Source organism: Francisella orientalis FNO12, assembly GCF_001042525.2.
In the GTDB taxonomy this organism is placed as follows: Bacteria; Pseudomonadota; Gammaproteobacteria; order Francisellales; family Francisellaceae; genus Francisella; species Francisella orientalis.
The window spans coordinates 151,176-171,695 of sequence record NZ_CP011921.2; the positions used below are offsets into that span (position 1 = coordinate 151,176).

Sequence of the window (20,520 nt, forward strand, 5' to 3'; positions counted from 1 at the left end):
TTTAAAAGATTAATGTCTAAAATGTCTCATTCCTGTAAAGACCATAGTGATACCTGCTTTGTTAGCAGCGTCGATAACTTCTTGGTCATTCTTTGAGCCACCTGGTTGGATTACAGCAGTTGCACCAGCTTTGATACACTCTTCTAAACCATCAGCAAATGGGAAAAAGGCATCTGAAGCTACAGCAGAACCTTTAGCACCTTCATGAGCTTGTGCTTTTTCTGCTCCAATTCTAGCAGAGTCAACACGAGACATTTGCCCAGCGCCGATACCGACTGTTTGAGTATCTCTAGCATAGACGATAGCATTGGATTTAACATATTTAACAGCTTTCCAAGCAAACATCATATCAGCCCATTCTTTGTCAGTTGGAGCTCTGTCTGTAACAACTTTGCAATCAGTAATGTCAACACCACCGTTGTTATAAGATTGAGATAATATTCCACCATGAATATTTTTGCTAATCATGCGTGATGATTTTGTATCAAATGCTTTGCCTGTCTCTAATACTCTTAGATTTTTCTTAGCAGCTAAGATTTCAAGGGCTTCTTGAGTATAGCTTAGAGCAATTATTACTTCTAGGAACATTTTGCCTAGAGATTCTGCAAATTCTTTGTCAACCTCGCAGTTAAACGCAACAATACCACCAAATGCTGAAATTGGATCACAAGCTAAAGCCTTTGTCCAAGCTTCAAAAGCATTTTTACCAGAAGCGATGCCACAAGGGTTTGCATGTTTGATAATCGCACAAGAGGGTTCTGAGTATTCACAAACCATCTCAAATGCACCATCAGCATCGTTTAGGTTGTTGTATGATAGTTCTTTCCCTTGTAATTGCTTAGCATTTGTAATGCTAATACAATCAGTATCAGTAGAGTATAAGGCTGCTTTCTGATGAGGGTTTTCACCGTACCTTAGCACTTGCTTTAGAGTACTTACTGAGAATAATTTTTCCGGATATTCTTCATCTAACTCTTTGCTGAACCAATTTGCGATATGGCTATCATACTCAGCAGTATGAGCAAACGCTTCTTTAGCAAACTTACGGCGAGTAGCTAGAGTTGTTTGACCATCATTGTCTGCCATTTCCTTTGCAACTATTTCATACTGGTTAGGATTTGTTACGATAGTTGTATGCTTATGATTTTTTGCACATGAACGCACGATTGACGGCCCACCTATATCGATATTTTCGATACAAGTGTTAAAGTCAGCACCTGATTTAAAAGTATTAACAAAAGGGTATAGATTAACTACAACCATATCAATTTGACCAATATTGTTGTCTGTCATTGCTTGTAGATGCTCTGAGTTATCTCTATCTGCTAAGATTCCACCATGAATTAGTGGATGAAGAGTCTTTACACGACCATTCATAATTTCTGGGAATTGGGTATGATCAGATACATCCTTTACATTTATATCTGCTTCTTTAAGGGTTTTTGATGTTCCACCTGTTGAAAGTATTTCGACATTATATTTACTTAATTTTTTGGCAAATTCAACAATACCTGTTTTATCAGATACGGATATTAGAACCCTTTTTATTTTTGACATGATTTTTCCTTGTTAATAGTGTGTTAAAACTTAAAATTAAAATCTTATTATAACAATTTTAATCACAAAATCTTAGTCAAAACGCTTTTGTTTATAGGATATTTTACTAGTAAAATACTCACTAATATATTAGTATATTTAGTATCAGACGTTAATCTTTAGATATTCAATTTAATATGTCAAATATTGTAATCGTTGGTGCACAGTGGGGCGATGAAGGCAAAGGAAAAATAGCCGATACATTAGCTGAAAAGTCAGATTTAGTTGTTCGCTATCAGGGTGGTAATAATGCTGGCCATACTTTAGTAGTAAATGGTCAAAAAACATTTCTTCATTTGATTCCTTCAGGTGTTTTGCATAAGCATACAAAGTGTGTAATAGGTCATGGTGTAGTTGTTGATCCTATAGCTCTAGATACAGAAATTACACGTCTACAAGATACAGGTATTGAGATATCTGCAGATAACCTGTTTGTCTCAGAATCTTGTACAGTTATTACTTCATATCATAAACTTTTAGATGCTGTTAGAGAAAATAGTACTACTGAGAAGATTGGTACAACTGGTAAAGGTATCGGACCTGCTTATGAAGACAAAGTATCACGTAAAGGTATCAAATTTAAGCATTTATTTGATAAGAATGTTCTAAGATCAAGATTAGTACTTTCGTTATCAGAAAAAGAGACGCTATTTAGAGACCTATATAAAGTAGAGTATCCGTCTTTGGAAGAAGAGTTTGAGAGATTGTATACTCTAGGACAAAAGCTTCAGCAATATTCGGCTGATACTTTCTCTATCATCGATCAAGCAGTTTCTGCAGGTAAAAATATTGTATATGAAGGGGCGCAAGGTGTGCTTTTAGATATTGATTATGGTACATATCCATTTGTAACATCTTCAAATACATCCGTAGCTGGAGTGTACTCAGGTGCAACAACAGCAGGGCACAATCTTGATCATGTAATAGGTATCACAAAAGCTTACACTACTAGAGTTGGTGAAGGTCCTTTCCCTACTGAACTATTTGATGATACGGGATTATTTATACAGAAAAAAGGTGGTGAAATTGGTGTAACAACAGGTCGTATTCGTAGATGTGGTTGGCTAGATTTACCATTGCTTAAGTATTCTGCTAAGTGTTCAAATCTAACGTCTATAGCATTGACAAAAGTTGATGTTCTTTCTGATTTAGATACCCTAAAGATATGTATAGGCTATAAGTATGAAGGCAAAGAAATATTCTGTGCTTATCCTGGCATAGATCTATACAAGGTTGAGTCTATATTGGTAGATATGGAGCCGTTCTCTCTTGATGAGGTTGTAACAAAAGAAAATATGCCAACAGCTCTTAAAACATATTTAAGAACTATAGAAAATCATATTGGTATTCCAATATCTTCATTAGCTTATGGTCCATCAAGAGAACAGATTTTATTCTTCGAAGATTATTTCAAAAAGGGTTAATTATGAGTTTTGCTAAAGATAATACAGAAGTATATATAAATGCTCAACAGCTAGAAACTGAGATCACAAAGCTAGCTGATAAAATAAATAAAGATTATGCAGGTCAAGAAATTGTATTGATTTGTGTATTGAAAGGTTCTTTTATGTTTTTTGCAGACCTAACTAGGAAGCTAGAAGTTGATCTTAGAACTCACTTTGTAACAGCTTCATCTTATGGTTCTGGTACTATTAGCTCAGGTAAAGTAATCTCTACAATAGGTTCTTTGAAAAAAGAGTATATTCATGGTAAAAACGTAATTATAATCGAAGATATTGTCGATACTGGTCATACTTACCATAAACTTATGGATGGTATAAATGAATTAGAACCAAAGAGCTTGAAATTTGCGACTTTATTATTTAAACCAGCTAGGTTAGAAAGAGAGGTAAACCTCGACTATATATGCTTTGAAATCGAAGATAAGTTTATAGTTGGCTATGGTTTAGACTATAACGATAGATATCGCCAATTGCCTTATATTGGTATCATGAAAGATACTAAGTAAAATTTTCTTAAAAGATATATTCACGAAATGTAATTATTAGTTATTTTATAACTTTGAAGTACTCAATAGATAGTCTTTAATACTCTGTACTTTATAGAGTATGTTAGTAACTAGATGAAGCGGATGTTTCTGGTTTTTTTATGATGATGACAGCTAGTTACAAGTGTAGTCATAATTATTAGCATAATAGGTATTATTAGTAGCTTTTTCATATGTATTTTCCTTCTTAATTCTTATAATTACATATAATGTATGATCTTTAATTAATATCAATTTGGTAGACCATAAAATGATAATAATTAATTACTTATAAATATACAAGTTATTCAGGAGTAAGAGGATTTTTTTTAAAGAGTTTGAATTTGCTAAGATGGTTATTAAAAATAACTACTGACAAAAGTCTCTCTCAAGAAATCTTCAGCAAACTTCCAAGCTCTTTTGTTTGATTCTTTGCTAAATACAGTACCAAACTCAGGATCATTAGCATTAGGGTTAGTAAAAGCATGATATGTATTACCAAAAGTATGTAGTTGCCAGTCAGCTTTACGCATATTCATCTCTTGTTGAAATCTATTGACTTGTTCTGGTGGTACCATAGGGTCATTATAACCATGTAGCACAAGTATTTTTGTATCTATGTTTTGTTCTTTTATAATATTAGACTCTAGTAAGCCATGGAAACTGATAGCTGCTTTTAATTCAAAGTTCGATCTAGCCATATCTAGAACACATTTACCACCAAAGCAGAAACCTATAGCAGAAACACTTGACTTATCTACGCGAGGCATCTTTCTAACAATATTGTATGTAGACCTAAGTCTAGTCATAAGAGCGTGTTTGTCTTCAAGTAGACTATTCATAAGATTTGTATTTTCTTCTTTAGAACTACCTACCTTACCCTCTCCATAGATATCTATGGCAAAACCTAAATAGCCTTTTTTTGCCATAGCGATTGCTTTTTCACAAGCAAAATTATCTCTACCTGCCCATGTTGGAGCTACTAAAACTGCTGGTAAATGAGCCCCTCTGTCAGGATATGCACAAAAGCCTTTTAATAAAACACCATCACCACAGTATTCAATTTCTTTGGTTATTATCATTTTTTAATTAAGTATACTAAAATTAGCATAATTATAATCGTAAATAATGTTTCGGTATAGTGACAACTTGCTAGATTAGCAAAAATTAATAGAATTTATTTTTTATGATACATATTAGATATAAAATACAGATAATAGTAGTGATAAAAAAGCTAATAGGAACATCGATATAATAGGCAGCTACAATCCCTGACCAAACAGTCAAGATGGATATAACTGTACTTAGAAATATAGGTTTATAAAAGCCATCTGTCCATTGCGTAGCAATCGCGGCCGGACCTATAAGTAGTGAGAACACTAATAGTATACCAACAACCTGACAAGCCATAGATACAGTAATCGCAATACAGATGAAAAGTAAGATAGACAGCAGTTTATTGGGAATCTTTTTTGATTCAGCAAATATTGGGTCAATTGAGGATATAAATAATGGTCTAGCAATCACAGCTAAAAGAGCTATGGTAAATATAGCGAGAATAAGTAGTATATATATCTGCTCTAATGTCACAGTGAGGATATCACCAACAAGGATGGACATCACTGAGCCTGAATAGCCACTTTGATATAAAAATAGGAAGTAAGTACCAAGACCCAAAAAGAAAGTCAAAACAATACCTATTGCGATATCATTTTTTTTGATTTTGTCACCAAAAGCACCCATAAGTAGGCCTGCGACTAGATTTATGACAAGCTGTCCAGTCATGGCAGATAAATTTAGTAGAACTGCTCCAGAAGCTCCGGTAAGACTAATATGTCCTAGAGCGTGGGATGCAAATGATAATCTTCTGATAATTACAAAAAAGCTAATAATACCACATATAAGAGCAATTATGGTTCCTGCTATAAAAGCATAGAGCATGAAAGTATAATTAAACACAGATATCCTCCCGTAGACATGGCATCTCATTACAATAGTGACATTGACCGTCCTTAAAGTGAATAAAAGCATCTAGTTGTGAGCTAATCTCTTTCATATCATGAGAGATTAGTAGTAATGTAATCATTTCTTTTTTATGAATTGCTTTTAAGCATGCCAAGAATCTTTGCTTTGCATCTGGATCAAGATCAGATAATGGTTCATCTAAAAGTAGTACTTTAGGGTTATTTATGAGAGCTTGAACTAGATATATACGCTTTTTTTGACCTCCTGAGAGATTCTTAAAAGGTTTGTGTATATACTCTTGTGTTTGAGTTAGTGTTATAAGATATTCTAATTTATCTTTGAAGCTTTTATCAAATAAGGGTAATCCCCATGAATTTGGCTTATAGCTATATTTTACTAGAGTATAGCCAGATGTTTTTTCTTCAAAATTAATCTCTCGTTCTTGTGGTATATAGCTAATATTATTAATATCAACTTTTGCATTGTTAATAGTGATAGAACCAGATATGCTTGGTATCTTGCCTAAAAGTGTTTTGAAAAAAGTTGATTTACCAACACCATTTTTACCTACTATACCTACCCAAGCATTAGTCGGAATCTCAAGGTTAAGAGGTTGTGTAATTGGCTTATTATAACCAATTGTTAGGTTAGAACATTTGATCATTTTATTGGATCGTTTTATCTAGTGCTTCAGCCGTTTTTTGTAATGATTTTACCATCCATGTGATAGCATCTTCATTTGTAGGCATTGTTTCTGTAATACCGACTACAGGTATATCGTTTTCTTTTGCTAGTTCTAACATTTTATTGGTGACATTATCAGTAACTTGCTTATTATAGAAAAGAACTTTGACTTCTTTATCCTTGAATAATTTTTGGTAGTCAATCATCATTTTAGGGCTAGGTTCAGACTCATTCATGATGACCCACTGGAATGCTAGACCTTTCATATCTAAACCTAAAGCACTTGCCATATAACCAAATAATGGCTCAGTAGCAGTGACTGGAGTGCCTGTATTAGCCTGCTTAATCTGCTTGACAAGGTCGTAGACTTGTTGATATTTATGCTCGAAATTAACATAGTTTTTTTCAAATAAATTATTATCAATCGAATCTTCTGTAGATAATACTTCTTTCAGTTTCTTAGCTAAAGCAGGGAATGTATCTGGATCATACCAAAGATGTGGATTAATGCCAAATTTTGGAGTTTCCGGATAGTCTATAAGATCTAGTACCTTAATGATTGTAGCGTGTTTGTTACTCTTAAGAATAGGTATAATCCATGAGTCATAATCGGCACCGTTGTAAATAATTACGTCAGCTTCAGCCAGAAGCTTGGCATTTTTAACAGATGATATAAAAGTATGCGGGTCTCCATCGGCATTATTTATGACATTTGTTACTTTAACATTACTACCACCTATAAGCTGAGCTATACTTCCATACTGGTTTTCAGCGGCAACGACAGTTATATCATGAGATCCCTTCACTGTTTGTGGTTTAGGGGTATCTTTTGTCAAAAAGTTGGCAGCTACAAAAGCTATAATGACTATCGCTGCAGCTACAGCAATTATTAATTTTTTCATATCTTAATATAGGTTCAAAATTTTATAACAAATAATAGATTAAAAAAAAGTTAGAGTAAAGCAGTATATATTTTAGTTATTTGAATCTTTGATGAATAAAGCTATTATAAAAGAAAGAATCATTAATATAGGAATAATTATTAATGTACTTTGGAAAGCATACAGCGTCTCATGTGACTGTTTAAGATGAGTTATTAATGCTCCAGTAGTAGGCTGCAGTATTCCACCACTTAGCGGTAAGAACATATTTACTACTGCTAATCCAGTTGCTATCTGTGTCGCAGAGACAGTATTTCTCAAAGCAGAGTAATTAAGAACATGAACAGCTTGTACAGCACCAAAGAGGATGCATAAGATCATAGCCACAGGGAAACTCGTATTGAAAAATAATAAGTATGTAACAATAAAAAATCCAAAAACAGGTGTAATTAATAAGAATTTTTTCTCACCATCAAATACAGAAGCAATAACTCCCCATATTGGACTAGATATAGCTACACCAATAAAAATTAGTGAAGTACAATAACCAGCGTTGGCCTGAGAGAAACCAGTCAGCTGTAGGTATTTTATTCCCCATAAATCAGCAAAAAGAACAGTAGTTCCATAGATGGTAAAGCAATAAAAACCATTAAACCAAATTTGTTTATTTTTGAATACGGTAATAATATCTTTTAGATTACTTGTCTTTTGCTCGTTTTGTTTGTTTCGCTTAGAATAGTCAGGGTGTACACGTATTATAAATATACTGACAAGTAATAAAATTACAGAAATTATGAATATTAAAGCCATAATTTTTGAAATGCTTAAATGTCTAGCCAAGAACACTAAAGGAGCAGCTGAAAGAGTAGCTCCAACGTATAGTACAAATTGAGTTAAGCCTGTAAATGTAGGGAATAATCGGTTTGGTAACCAGATAGCAATCGCTTTTATAGCACACAAAATAGCAAATCCACCACCGAAACCTGCTAGTATTCTATAAGCTAAAAGCATTGATTCGTTATGAGCTATAGTGGCGATTAACATCGCTACTAAAAATATTGCAGAACTTACTATCATGACTCGTTTAATCCCGAATTTATCTACAAGAATACCTGCTGGGATTTGTGAAATTATATAACTCCAGTAGAAAGAGGAGCTAAACATTGCAGTTGCTGCAAGAGTAAGGTTATATGGCTCTTCTGTAAAGCCATCAAGCAGAGCTCCTGTCGATGATCTTACGAAATATTCAAGGGCATAAAAAAACGCACACGCGAACCATATACTTAATCCTAAAGCGGTAACTTTTTTCTTATACATTTTATTAGATTCCTCTTTATCAAAAAATTGCTTAGTGATGACAGACTAGGACTAAGCATTATAAGAATGACAAAAACATATAGTAAACGATAACTATTGTGAAAGCAAATTTTACTTATTTTTAATATTGATTTTTAGTTTTTTGCAGGAACAATTCTAGTATTGTTGCCAGACATATATATAGTCACTTCATCGCCAATATTTAAGCCATGTTTATCTTCTTGTAATATGACAAGTGTTTCACCATTGCTCAACTGTATTGTAAATTGATATCCTTTTGAAGATGTTATGGCATCTTCTGTAGCACCACCTGCAATACCACCAACTACAGCGCCATCAATAGAACCAGCAATACTAGTAAGCATATTACCACTACCTGCTAGAGCTCCACCAAGACCACCTACACGAGCACCTACATTGTCAGAACCTTTGATATGAACTTGCTGAATATCTATGATTTTACCTTGTTTGACTTGAGATACTTGACCTATAGAGCTAGCCGAATAGCTTGGCTCTGATGTACTACAACCACTCAATATCAAGAGTGATAAAAATATTAAAGTATAAAAAATATTTTTCATATAATATTCTCCTAACAACAAAGTTTATTTGCAATATCAGCTACTCTTTTACCTAGTGTTTTACATATTTTTATTTCATCGTCAGACATGGTTTTGTTTGGTGAAAATGTATTTAGGTGAGATGCTCCATATGGAGTGCCACCTGTACGAGTATGTTCTAATGCTTGCTCGCTATATGGTACACCAACAATTAAACAACCATGATGTATAAAAGGGATCATCATTGATAGTAGTGTACTTTCATGGCCAGAGTGCATTCCTGAAGCCGCGGTAAAAAAGCCAACAGGTTTGCCGATTAGACTGCCTTTGAACCATATATCACTATGAATTTCTAAAAAGTATTTCAAAGGTGATGCCATATTGCCAAAGTATGCGGGACTTCCAACTATCAAACCATCACAATTGGCAAGATCTTCTTTTGTAGCATATAGATCGCCATTATCTGGAATTTTAGAGTCAATTTGCTCAGTTTTTGCTGAGATGTTTGGTACCGTACGGACTATAGCTGTAGCACCTGTAGCTTCTACACCTAGGGCTATAGTATAAGCCATTTTCTTTGTACTTCCACCTTGGCTGTAGTATAGTATTAGTATGTTTTTCATTGTTGTTTTTCTATGTTTGATATCAAATTATACAAAAAATATTTGTCAATATTTAAAAACTATTGGATCTGGGTCTTCAAAGAATATCTTCGTAAAGATTGTCCAACAGTAGCTGCGGCTATAACTCTTACGAGTTTGTTTGCTATCGTACCAGCTTTTTTCATTATAATAAATATTTTGAATGCTTTTAACGCATTTAGTTCTCTTTCTAAAAATTTACAGAATTTTCTTTTTCAGAATATGCTTCCCGAGACTGCAGCGACAGTTCAGCAGTACATCACAAGTATTTCTGATAAAATGACCTATTTGCCAATTACATCAGTTATAGTTTTATTGGTTGTTATTTTTCTAATGATCAAAAGGTTGGAAATTACTTTAAATAAAGTTTTTTATGTTAATAAACAACGACCGCTGGTTCAGAGTTTATTGGTTTATTGGGCTTTGATGACAATGGGGCCTATACTTATGGGTTTTGTATTTATTTCTAGTACATATCTTATTTCTATGGCTTGGTTTGTAAAAGATATTGGTATTGAGCAATATCTTTTAAACGGATTATCTTTAATTTTTTTAATAGCAGGATTTTTTGTTTTTTATAAAATATTACCTAATACAAGGATTAATTCAAAAACGGCATTAATAGTAGCATTTTTGGTAGCTATAGTTTTTTCTATTGCGAAGAAGATTTTTGCACTATATATGTTTTATGTACCTACTTATTCAGTGATTTATGGTTCATTATCTTTGATACCTATCTTTATACTATGGGTTTTTGTTGCTTGGCAGATTACACTTCTAGGAGCTGTAATGATCAAAGCTATACAATATATGGAAGTGACACTAGACTTTAAGAAAGAAGTAAAAAGAGATGATTTAAGTATTAGTGTGTGCATGCTTAAAGAATTGCATATAGCTCAAAGAGAGCTAAGAAATGGAATTAGTATTGATCAGATGTATCAAAAAATGGCTGTTGCTAATTATGATAAGGTTAAGAAAATTTTATATGATTTAGAAATGGTAAATATTATTAGGATAACAGCTCAAGATGTTTGTTATTTAAACTGTGATGTTTTTAGTATCAACTTGTATGAGATATATTTGGCATGTAATCCAACAATTAATTTCAAAACAAGCTCTATAAGAAAAATTAATGTAATAAAGTCTGACTTATACAAAGATCTTGATATAAAATTATACGAGTGTTTTTAGGCGTATAAGGATTTATGTAATGATATTTGAGACTCTTGATTATTCTGCATCGATTATAAATGTATTGTATACGATATATTTGGCAAGGCTTAAAGTGTGGTCTTGGTCTTTAGGTATAGTAGGTGCGATACTTTTGTTATTTTTGTTTACAATGAGGGGTACATATTCACTGGTATTGCTCCAATTTGTTTATGTAATATTCTTCAGCTATGGTTGGTATAAGTGGTATACACAAGGTATAGATGGTGAACATAAGACTGTTAAGTGGATGAAGAGAGTTGACTATTTTCGTTATATTGTCTATCTAATAATATTATGCATTTTTAGTATTGTATTTAACTATATCACTGGCTCTGCAGACATTATATCTACAGGAATGCTTACTGGTATTACATTTACAGCAATTATCATGACTATAGAGAAGTTTATGGAAAATTGGATTGTATGGATGATTTCCGATTTATACTTTGTTGTAGTTATGTATCAACAAGAATTATATGGTCAAGTGCTACAGAACTTCATATTCTTTATTACAGCTGTGTATGGTTTTTATTACTGGTATAAAAATACAAAAACTGTAGAAGTTATATAATGATCGTTAAGGTTGCTCTAGCAGTACCTCCAAGTTACTTGCTTGATTACTTTATTAAAGATACTAATGCCGGGCTATTTAGCAGAGTTTTGGTACAGGTGGGTAAGCGTCAACTTATAGGCTTTATTGTGGCTAAAGATATAAAGATTGACTATGAGCTTACAAGAGTAAGACCTATTATAAAGATTATAGATCAACCTATTAGCGATGCTGTACAAAGACTTATTTTGTGGTTATCACAATATTATTGTTGTAATTTATATAATGCTATACGTTTGGCTTTACCAAATGATTTTTTGAAAATTGAGAAAGTTTCTCCTCAGAAAGATACCTATGTATACTTGGATCAAATAGAATTACAGCAACATAAGCTGACTTCAAAACAGCAAGATGTTCTAAAAATTTTTGCTAATAATGAAGCGCTTCGTTTTGAGGATCTAAAAGAATTAACTTCTAGCTATGTTATTAATAAATTGCTTGATAAAAACATCCTTAAAAAAACTTATAAGTTAAGACAGTCCAATAATGCTATAGAATCAGATTTAGCCAAGCTGCTTAATTCAGAGCAGCAATACGCTTTTGAGCAAATTACATCACAATCGGGTTTTAAGGTGTCTTTACTTTATGGAGTAACTGGAAGTGGCAAAACGGAGGTTTATTTGCATGCCATTCAGATATTTCTAACAAAGTCTCAACAGGTTCTTGTCTTAGTGCCAGAAATAAATCTCACACCACAGACAATCAAAAGATTTGAAAAAAGGTTTGTAGATAAAAGTGTTGTTGCTTTGCATTCTAAGTTAAGTGATAAAGCTAGACTGACTAACTGGTTAAAGATAAAAAAAGGCGAAGCTGATATTGTAATTGCTACTCGAAGTGGAGTTTTGGCTGATTTTAAGAATCTTGGAATTATCATTGTTGATGAAGAGCATGATAGTTCATACAAACAAAAAACAACAACTATTCGCTATAATGCTCGTGATGTTGCTATATTTCGAGCTAGTCAGCTTGATATACCAGTAGTTTTGGGTAGTGCTACACCATCTATTCAAAGTTACTATAATTATGTGATTGGTAAGTATAGCCTGCTCAAGCTTAATAATAGGGCGCTAAACTCACACCAGAATACGATTGAATTATTAGATCTAAAATTAAGTATTGTCGATAATGGTATTAGTAATACTCTTTTTTCATTGATTGAGCAGAATATTAACTGTCATCAGCAATCATTAATATTTATCAATAAATTAGGTTTTGCTAAGGCTTTGGTCTGTAAAAGCTGCGGCGAGGCTGTAGAGTGTAAGAGATGTGATAAGCCATATACATTACATATACATCCATATCAGTACTTAGAATGCCATTTTTGTGGTTCTCGTAAGCAGATAGTTACAGCTTGTCCAAATTGTTATACTGAAGAACTGTTTGCTTATGGTAGTGGTACTGAGAAAGTTCAATCAAGAATAGAAGCCAGATTTCCATATAATAATATAGTGCGCTTTGATAGATCAAATATCAAAACTATGAATGACCTATATAGCATCAATCAGATGATAAATGATAAGCAAGTTGATGTTATAGTTGGTACTCAGATGATAGCAAAAGGGCATCATTTCGAGAATATTACCTTAGCAGGGTTAATTAATATTGATGCTGGTTTATATAGTACTGATTTCCATGCAATAGAGCGAACAGCGCAAATGATAGTTCAAGTCTCTGGAAGAGCTGGGAGGGCGGATAAACCTGGAAGGATAATACTTCAGACATATCAGCCTGATAATAAACTTTTACAGTTATCAGTAAACAGTGACTACCTTGACTTTTTAGACTATCTTCTTGAGCAAAGAAAGTACGCGAGCTATCCACCATATACCTATCAAGCACAAATCATAGCTGAATCAAAAAATGAGAATAAAGTATTAAATATTTTAGAGCAAATATATTTGAGCTTGGAAGATAGCTCTTCTGTACAAGTATCTAAACCTTTACCAGCGCTTCATCTGAAAAAAAATAATGTATATCGCTATAGTATACTTTTAACTTCAAACTCTCGTAGTCAGATAAATTCAATAATTAAATGGGTTGTTAATACTCAGATAATGTCTAATTTAAAGAACTCAGTTAAGATGTATTTTGATATTGATCCAATAGAGTTAGGTTGATTTAGCAGACTATTATTTTTCTGAATTTAAATATTGGTGAAGAATTTTAGGGTTGTCTTTTATCCAGTCATTAAATTTATTCGCGAGGCTTTTTCCTACTGGTGTATTATTAAACATAAAAGCCTTATATGAAATATTATCATCAACTTTAATAGGTACTTGGCAAATATTTGGATTTATAGAGTGCTGATACGCAATTTCGGGCGAATCGGTAAACATTATATCTGGATATATACCATCTATGCCATCGGTGATAGATTTAACCGCAAGCTTATTATCAGCGATAATTAATAATTGAGCATTTTTGATTTTCTGTAAAGCAAAGTTCCCATTTGTTCCACCTCTATTTTCGATGATTAGAGTGTTTGGATTATCTATATCTGCAAAGCTCTTAAATTTAGATAAGTTTTTGCAGTTAGTCATTGTAGCCTTACTAAAAGAGCCTAGTGGAGTTGAGAATATGAATTTTGCTTGACGAGTAGGAGTTATTGTCATACCTCTTACAAAGACATCAAATTTACTATCTTTTAGATCACCTTCTGTAGTTGCCCAAGTCGTTTTAATAAATTTAATATCTTCATTATTTGCTTTAGCAAAAGTTTTTATGAGATCAATATCCTTCCCAGAGAATTTATTATCGTTTTTATCATAAATTGAAAAAGGAGCATAATCTCCAGTTGTTCCAACAATAATATCTGCATAACAATTAGATGTTATAACAAAAAATAAAGCGATAGTTAGATATATTATTTTTTTCATTTTTTCAAACAAATAAAATTTGAATGAAAAAATTTTATATCAAAGAGAAGAAATAAAATAAAAGAAAATAGCAGATAGAAAATTAGTCTTCTTTTTTGTCGATTCTGCTAGCTACGAAACAACCAGCGCCAACAGCTACAAATGCAGATGTAATCCATAATAAATAAAACATACTAGTCTCCTCTTAGTATAACTCGTGAGAGTTTGCTTTAACTTCTTCAGCAGATAATCTACGACCATTTGCCCACATTTTCTTATACACAAAGAATGTATAAGAGAAGATGATTGGAAGTATAATAACAGCTGCACATAATATACCTATTAGAGAAGTTTGGCTACTACTCGCGTTAAATACAGTTAAGCTATATTGGAAGTTACCTACATTAGACACCATAATGAAAGGGAATAATGCAAAGCCAACTGTTAATACAGCGCCTAGTAGAGAAGCCATACTAGCTATGAAGGCAGCACCATCTTTATCTTTGTTGTTAAACTTGATAACAAGTAATGCACCAACAAAAGCTAGGATAGGAGCAAACCACATCCAAATAGTTTTAGCTTGTGTGAAGTTATAATACCAAGAATGGTCATTAGTAATAACTCTAGCGCTAAACGGATGTTGTAATGCTTCTGATGCGTATGTACAGCTTGCACCGGTAGAGTACTGATATCCTGGTATTAGAACAATCCAAATAGCTGCAACTACAAATAAAACTAAGTAGATAGTCGCTGTAACATTTGTGATTTTTCTAAATCTATCTCTTAGGACACCATCAGTTCTAAGCTTAGCATAAGCTGAACCATGCATTAGTGACATATTCAGAGCAAATATACCAAATAATAGTGCAAATGGAGTCAATAAGTGTATTAAAGTAACCCACATAGACTGATATTGACTATCAGTAACTGTGCCGTATATTAATCTTGCAGTATCATCATATGAGATTGGGAAACCTAAGTATAAGTTACCAACAGCTACACCCATAACAACTATAGGGATAACACTTCCTAATAAAAGTATCCAGTCCCAGAAGTTTTTCCATGTAGGATTGTCTATCTTCTTTCTGTACTCAAAAGCAGGAGGTCTTAAGAAAAGTCCCCATAGCACTAGTAAGATAGCAATATATAAACCTGAGAAGCTTGTAGCATAAACTTGCGGCCAAATAGCAAATATAGCACCACCAGCTGTAATAAACCAAACTTGGCTACCATCCCAAGTAGGGCCAACTGTATTTATGATAGCTCTTTTTTCGTAGTCATCTTTACCAACAAATTTGGCAAGAATACCTACACCAAAGTCAAAACCAACAGTAGCAGCTACTAAGAATATTAGAACTCCTACAACTAGCCAAGAGATAATTTGTAAAACATCTAATAACATTTATCTCTCCTTATTTATCATTTTTGTTTTGTTCAAAATGGTATTTACCAGTGCCTAACGAGCTAGGACCTAGTCTTGCATACTTGAACATTAAGAAAACTAATACAGCAAATAAGCTTAAGTCTATTAGACAGAAGATTGCCATAGAAGTACCAACATCTGCTGCAGTAAGAGCTGAAGAACTTATACTAGTAGGAAGTTCTCCATATACTGTCCAAGGCTGACGACCATGCTCTGTTACGAACCAACCAGCTGAACAAGCAATAAATGGTAATGGAATTGACCATAACATTACTTTTAGTACGAATCTGTTGAATTTAGTACCACCTAATGAGTTTTTAGCAAGTAGTATTAACCCAACAAACATTAGAGCAAATAATAGTAAACCAATAGCAACCATTATTCTAAATGCCCAGAATATGCTAACAACTTCAGGAACCATATTAGTAGCTGCTGCTTTTACTAATTCAGGATCGTTAGCAACTTTTGCTATAGTTTCAGAGTCAGCTTTACCATATTTTTCTTGAGCTACTTGTACAAGTAACTTACCGAAGCCCATGTATCTTTGATATTCAGGGTTGTTATAGTTAGCATAACTACCATCTGGAGTATCGCCTTCGTGACCAGTTTCTCTCCATTTTAGAAGATCTGCATACGCTAAACCACCATTTCTAATCATAACTATCGCAGCAGGTACTTTTTCGTACTTAGCAGGGTTAGCAGCAGCTACTTCTGGAGATACATCAGCAGTTTCACCTGTTACGATATCTCTATAGTATGCAAGATTAGGATCTCTAGTGCCATTAGTATCTGCTTTTCCATAAAGGATAGCTTTGATACCAGGGACTTCTACATCTGTAGAGTGAGTAGCGATTAGACCAAGTACAGCTGGGATCTCTACAGCATAATGGTTTTCTTGATCAGCATTGCTCGGGATAGCTACAGCATTGAAAGCAGCAGGAGCTTTAGAAGTATCCCATTCAGCTTCTATTGAAGCCATTTTTAATGGTTGTACTTTAAATGCATCTACACCGTTTGCATCACCAAAGAACATTGCCATAGTACAAGCAACGATACCAAAACCTAGGCCAACACTTAAGGATCTTTTAGCGAATCCATTATCACGATTTTTTAGTAGATAGAAAGCACTGATACTGATTACAAAAGTCGCACCAGTTGTATATCCAGCTGTTATCACGTGACCAAAGTTTGTTTGAGCTGTTTCATTTAGGAATACTTGAAGTAAGCTTACAGTTTCCATTCTCATTGTAGAGGCAACGAACTCAGAACCTACCGGGTGCTGCATATAACCGTTAGCAACTAAGATTAGTAGAGCAGAGAAGCTTGAACCTATTGCTAAACAGAATGTAGACAGTAAGTGTTGTTTCTTTGATAATTTATCCCAACCGAAGAAGAATAAACCAGCAAAAGTTGACTCAAGCATAAATGCTGCTAAGCCCTCAATAGCTAGAGGCGTACCAAAAATATCACCTACTGATTGAGAGTAGTATGACCAGTTAGTACCGAATTCAAACTCCATAGTTAGACCAGTAATAATCCCCAGAGCGAAGTTTATACCGAGTAATTTACCCCAAAACTTCACCATATCTTTATATACCTGCTTACCTGTTCTTACGTACATTACTTCCATTGTGAATAAAATCCACGTTAGACCTAATGTTAGAGGAACAAATAAGAAGTGAAATGATGCTGTTAAACCAAACTGCAATCTTGCTAAGTCAACAGACATGAGCGTTGGTAACATGTTGCTTCTCCTTATAGTTCTAGTATTTTAGTGTTGTTTCCTTTTTGTAAAAGAAGAGGAAAGAAAAAATCTTATAACTTAACGATTCAGAGGTCTTTTCTTACCTTTAATTACACAGTTTAAATTGTAACATACTAATAGTCTAAATCAAAAAATAAATTCGTGTCAAAATATTGAAAATAAAGGCTTTGAGTATACTAAAATAGTATAGTATTTATTTAAAATTTAAGATGTGAAATGATCAAAATTAATGTGGACATTAGCTTTCAGAGTAGTTTTTATGAGAAATAAATAGTTTGAGTTGTAATGTGATTAAGTCTGATATTAAAAATTCTTATTTGCAATATTAGAAATTTAAATAAGCAAAAAAGTTAATGTAGAGCTATAGATCAATTTTTAGACTTTTGCTAGCGCTTTGAGCTTTTTCATGGTTTCTGGAAGTTTTCTGATAGCAATCCATTGCTTAGCTGATTCAGTATCCTTGTATGCTGGGTATCCCATATGACTCTCGCCAGCAGGTACATCCCACATCACGCCAGCCTTGCCACCAATTCGAGCTCCGCTACCTATTTTGGTATGATCTTTGATACCAGCAGCCTGCTATTACCACACCATCCCCTATTGTCACAGAACCACTGATACCTGCTTGTCCACATATCATGTAGCCCTTACCTATAATGACATTGTGACCTATCTGAACTAGGTTGTCGATTTTCGTATAATCACCAATTATTGTTGAGCCGTATTTAGCATTGTCAATACATGTGTTTGAACCAATATCTACAAAACCACTAATTACAACATTACCTATATGAGGGATTCTAACTATGCTTCTACCATCTTCTGAAGGTCTGTAGCCAAAGCCATCTGTGCCTATAGAACAGTTAGAATATAGTCTACAATAATGTCCTATAATAGCCCTGTCTCGAATTGTAACACTTGGCCATATAATACAATTAGTACCAATCTTTGTATCGTCATAAATACATACATTAGCGTAGATTATGGTGTTATCTCGAATCTCAACATTCTTACCAATATATGCTCCCGGACCGATTGAGACATTTTTGCCGATTTTTGCTGTTGAGTCTATGACAGCCCTTTCGTGAAAGCCATTCTGTTCTAGAGATGGTACAGAAAAAAGTTCTAATACTTTAGCCATAGCTAAATCAGCATTATTTACCACTAACAACGGTTTATTATTAATTTGTGCTAACTCACTGCTAATCTTATCACTGACTATAGCAGCAGCTTTTGAGTTTTTCCAGAGTTTTTATGTGCTCATTTTGATCGATAAGAGTTAGGTCATTTTCTTTTGCAGATTCTGCATAGTTAAGACCTGAAATAGTAATTTCATTAGACGGTTCATTAATTATTTTTACTTTTAAAATATCTGAAATTTGTTTTAGAGAGTGTTGCAACATCTTCACCTAATTAATATTTATGTGCCACAAAGATAGCATATTTAAGTGTATTTTGATATTAACTAAAGCTGCATCAATCACCAACACCAAAATCAGTGTTGCTAGCAAGTATTTCAAATTGAGGGTCATTAAATATATGATTGTATTCTTCTAAAAACCATTTTTTAAGCTCTTCATCTGCTTTTATTGATGTTGTATTATTTACGTATAGATTCAAAGTTGTATGATCAAAGTATTTTTTAGCTATCTCAATGTCTTTTTTTATCATTTCTTTTGTCTGTCCTATGACTCCAATTAAAAGACAAACAGAGTCAAACAGCTCACTTAATTGTTTTGGAGAGCTATGAAAAAATCCTTTGTTTAAAACTTTTTCTCTAAATTCATTATCAAAACTTTCTAAACCTGTTTTCATAAAAATATCAGTTTCAAAAAAATCTTTGATTCTATGTAGGTGATCTTTGTACATCCAATGCGCTTCAACAAATAATAATTTGATATCTTTCTCTTTGATTATCTCTTTGATACGATTTTTGGTTGCTTGAGGAAGCTCAAAGATATTACCCGAGTTTATTATTTCCAGAATACCAAATTCTCCAGTGATATTATTTAAAACATCAAAGTTAGTAGAGTTGATTTCATCAATATTTTTTGAGTTATCTAGTATATAGTCGCAAAATGTACACTTTCCATAAGCACAAGGACGACTTTTTAGTAATACAATTTCTCTTTTGTAGCGATGAACATCTGTAATTTTACTGTAACGATTCATTATTTAATGTACTCCTGTGCTTGGATCAGAGCTAACTCATCAGTATTCAGTTCATGTGTAACTCTGAAAATGCCATCTAAGCATTTAGTAACCGAATTTAGTGCTTCATCTAGTGTTTTACCTTTCAAAATATAACTTAAAAACATTGCTGCGGTAATGTCTCCGGAGCCACTAACCTTAGGCTGAACTTTATATTTGGCAGATTCGATATACGAGAAGTTATTATTTTGATATATCGCTATTCCAGTTTTAGTTTTATCAAATGAGACGCTAGTAACAATTATTATCTGTTTATTATTTTTTGTTTTTGTGATTAGCTCTTGGCATGCTTTAGCTATATCACTATAGCTACTTATTTTTGTATCACTAAGTACACTTAGCTCAAATAGGTTTGGCGTGATTATATCAGCCAGTGGTAATAGGTGTTTTAAGAAGATTTTAGGATGATCACTTGATGCAAAAATATGTCCTGTTTCATCTTCATCGTACTTGTCGCCAAATACAGGATCGCAACAGTATATGCTAAATTTATTTTTTTCTTTAAGTAAAGAAACTGTGTTTGCAATAACCTTAGCAATATCAACATTGCCAATATAACCAGATAATATAGCATCTTGTTTTTCTAAGGAACCATTGGTAATCATTCCATCAATAACATTGTGGATATCTTCAGCACTAAAAAAAGACCCTTTAAAAAAATCATATTGAGTGTGATTCGAAAGTTGGACTGTATATATTGGAGAAACTTCTATACCAAGTCGCTGCATTGGGAATACAGCGGCTTTATTGCCCGCATAACCATATGCGACATGAGACTGTATAGACAATACTTTGGGGATACTTGCATTCATA

Annotated in this window: 19 protein-coding genes and 1 pseudogene; 5 read left to right on the top strand and 15 right to left on the bottom strand. The window is 33.3% G+C overall.

Annotation, left to right across the window (positions count from 1 at the left end; all coding sequences use genetic code 11):
• Positions 1-9 precede the first annotated feature (9 nt).
• Positions 10-1,557 (bottom strand): bifunctional phosphoribosylaminoimidazolecarboxamide formyltransferase/IMP cyclohydrolase, encoded by a 1,548-nt coding sequence (purH, locus tag FNO12_RS00780; RefSeq protein ID WP_014714270.1) that lies wholly within the window; start codon positions 1,555-1,557, stop codon positions 10-12.
• Between the two features lie 176 nt (positions 1,558-1,733).
• Here purH and FNO12_RS00785 point away from each other — a divergent pair, with 176 nt between their 5' ends.
• The gene (locus FNO12_RS00785; protein ID WP_014714271.1) at positions 1,734-3,020 is read left to right on the top strand and encodes an adenylosuccinate synthase; all 1,287 of its coding nucleotides are present in this window, start codon (positions 1,734-1,736) and stop codon (positions 3,018-3,020) included.
• Positions 3,021-3,022: 2 nt separating this feature from the next.
• Positions 3,023-3,565 (top strand): hypoxanthine phosphoribosyltransferase, encoded by a 543-nt coding sequence (gene hpt, locus FNO12_RS00790; RefSeq protein WP_014714272.1) that lies wholly within the window; start codon positions 3,023-3,025, stop codon positions 3,563-3,565.
• A 377-nt stretch (positions 3,566-3,942) separates the two neighbouring features.
• Here the strand turns inward: hpt and FNO12_RS00795 are convergent, their stop codons facing one another.
• The 7 genes from FNO12_RS00795 to wrbA form a co-directional block, all read right to left on the bottom strand.
• Complete coding sequence (locus FNO12_RS00795; protein WP_014714273.1) at positions 3,943-4,665, bottom strand: dienelactone hydrolase family protein; 723 nt, start codon at positions 4,663-4,665, stop codon at positions 3,943-3,945.
• 85 nt (positions 4,666-4,750) lie between these two features.
• Positions 4,751-5,614, bottom strand: a complete 864-nt coding sequence (locus FNO12_RS00800) for a metal ABC transporter permease (RefSeq protein WP_041265060.1) — start codon at positions 5,612-5,614, stop codon at positions 4,751-4,753.
• Positions 5,535-6,212, bottom strand: a complete 678-nt coding sequence (locus tag FNO12_RS00805; RefSeq protein ID WP_014714274.1) for a metal ABC transporter ATP-binding protein — start codon at positions 6,210-6,212, stop codon at positions 5,535-5,537. The genes FNO12_RS00800 and FNO12_RS00805 overlap by 80 nt, the downstream gene beginning before the upstream one ends.
• A 1-nt stretch (position 6,213) precedes the next feature.
• On the bottom strand, positions 6,214-7,134 hold the full coding sequence (locus FNO12_RS00810) for a metal ABC transporter solute-binding protein, Zn/Mn family (RefSeq protein ID WP_030003320.1): 921 nt from the start codon (positions 7,132-7,134) through the stop codon (positions 6,214-6,216).
• Positions 7,135-7,206: 72 nt separating this feature from the next.
• Positions 7,207-8,430, bottom strand: coding sequence for an MFS transporter (locus FNO12_RS00815; RefSeq protein ID WP_014714277.1), 1,224 nt, complete (start codon positions 8,428-8,430; stop codon positions 7,207-7,209).
• Positions 8,431-8,564: 134 nt separating this feature from the next.
• Positions 8,565-9,011 carry an outer membrane lipoprotein gene (locus FNO12_RS00820; protein ID WP_030003321.1) on the bottom strand — a complete coding sequence of 149 codons (447 nt, stop codon included), beginning with the start codon at positions 9,009-9,011 and terminating at the stop codon, positions 8,565-8,567.
• A gap of 11 nt (positions 9,012-9,022) precedes the next feature.
• Complete coding sequence (gene wrbA / locus FNO12_RS00825; RefSeq protein WP_030003322.1) at positions 9,023-9,613, bottom strand: NAD(P)H:quinone oxidoreductase; 591 nt, start codon at positions 9,611-9,613, stop codon at positions 9,023-9,025.
• Positions 9,614-9,625: 12 nt separating this feature from the next.
• On the opposite strand from wrbA, the gene FNO12_RS00830 reads away from it, so the two are divergent.
• From FNO12_RS00830 to priA, 3 genes are read left to right on the top strand one after another with little or no spacing between them, the layout of a single operon-like run.
• On the top strand, positions 9,626-10,822 hold the full coding sequence (locus FNO12_RS00830; RefSeq protein WP_014714280.1) for a YihY family inner membrane protein: 1,197 nt from the start codon (positions 9,626-9,628) through the stop codon (positions 10,820-10,822).
• 19 nt (positions 10,823-10,841) lie between these two features.
• A complete protein-coding gene (pnuC, locus tag FNO12_RS00835; protein WP_014714281.1) occupies positions 10,842-11,414 on the top strand; it encodes a nicotinamide riboside transporter PnuC in 573 nt (190 codons plus the stop codon).
• Positions 11,414-13,570 carry a replication restart helicase PriA gene (gene priA, locus FNO12_RS00840; protein ID WP_014714282.1) on the top strand — a complete coding sequence of 719 codons (2,157 nt, stop codon included), beginning with the start codon at positions 11,414-11,416 and terminating at the stop codon, positions 13,568-13,570. The genes pnuC and priA overlap by 1 nt, the downstream gene beginning before the upstream one ends.
• Positions 13,571-13,582: 12 nt before the next feature.
• Here the strand turns inward: priA and FNO12_RS00845 are convergent, their stop codons facing one another.
• The 7 genes and pseudogenes from FNO12_RS00845 to pdxY all read right to left on the bottom strand — a co-directional run bounded on the left by FNO12_RS00845 (position 13,583) and on the right by pdxY (position 20,519).
• Positions 13,583-14,329, bottom strand: coding sequence for a transporter substrate-binding domain-containing protein (locus tag FNO12_RS00845; protein WP_014714283.1), 747 nt, complete (start codon positions 14,327-14,329; stop codon positions 13,583-13,585).
• An 82-nt stretch (positions 14,330-14,411) separates the two neighbouring features.
• A complete protein-coding gene (locus FNO12_RS00850) occupies positions 14,412-14,501 on the bottom strand; it encodes a hypothetical protein (RefSeq protein ID WP_030003323.1) in 90 nt (29 codons plus the stop codon).
• A gap of 12 nt (positions 14,502-14,513) precedes the next feature.
• Positions 14,514-15,710, bottom strand: a complete 1,197-nt coding sequence (gene cydB / locus FNO12_RS00855) for a cytochrome d ubiquinol oxidase subunit II (RefSeq protein ID WP_014714284.1) — start codon at positions 15,708-15,710, stop codon at positions 14,514-14,516.
• A 10-nt stretch (positions 15,711-15,720) separates the two neighbouring features.
• A complete protein-coding gene (locus FNO12_RS00860) occupies positions 15,721-17,475 on the bottom strand; it encodes a cytochrome ubiquinol oxidase subunit I (RefSeq protein ID WP_014714285.1) in 1,755 nt (584 codons plus the stop codon).
• A 396-nt stretch (positions 17,476-17,871) separates the two neighbouring features.
• Positions 17,872-18,896, bottom strand: a pseudogene (gene lpxD, locus FNO12_RS00865) (UDP-3-O-(3-hydroxymyristoyl)glucosamine N-acyltransferase).
• A 76-nt stretch (positions 18,897-18,972) separates the two neighbouring features.
• Positions 18,973-19,668, bottom strand: coding sequence for a radical SAM protein (locus tag FNO12_RS00870; protein ID WP_014714286.1), 696 nt, complete (start codon positions 19,666-19,668; stop codon positions 18,973-18,975).
• Positions 19,668-20,519 (bottom strand): pyridoxal kinase, encoded by an 852-nt coding sequence (pdxY, locus tag FNO12_RS00875; protein WP_014714287.1) that lies wholly within the window; start codon positions 20,517-20,519, stop codon positions 19,668-19,670. Before pdxY ends, FNO12_RS00870 begins: the two co-directional genes overlap by 1 nt.
• Position 20,520 lies beyond the last annotated feature (1 nt).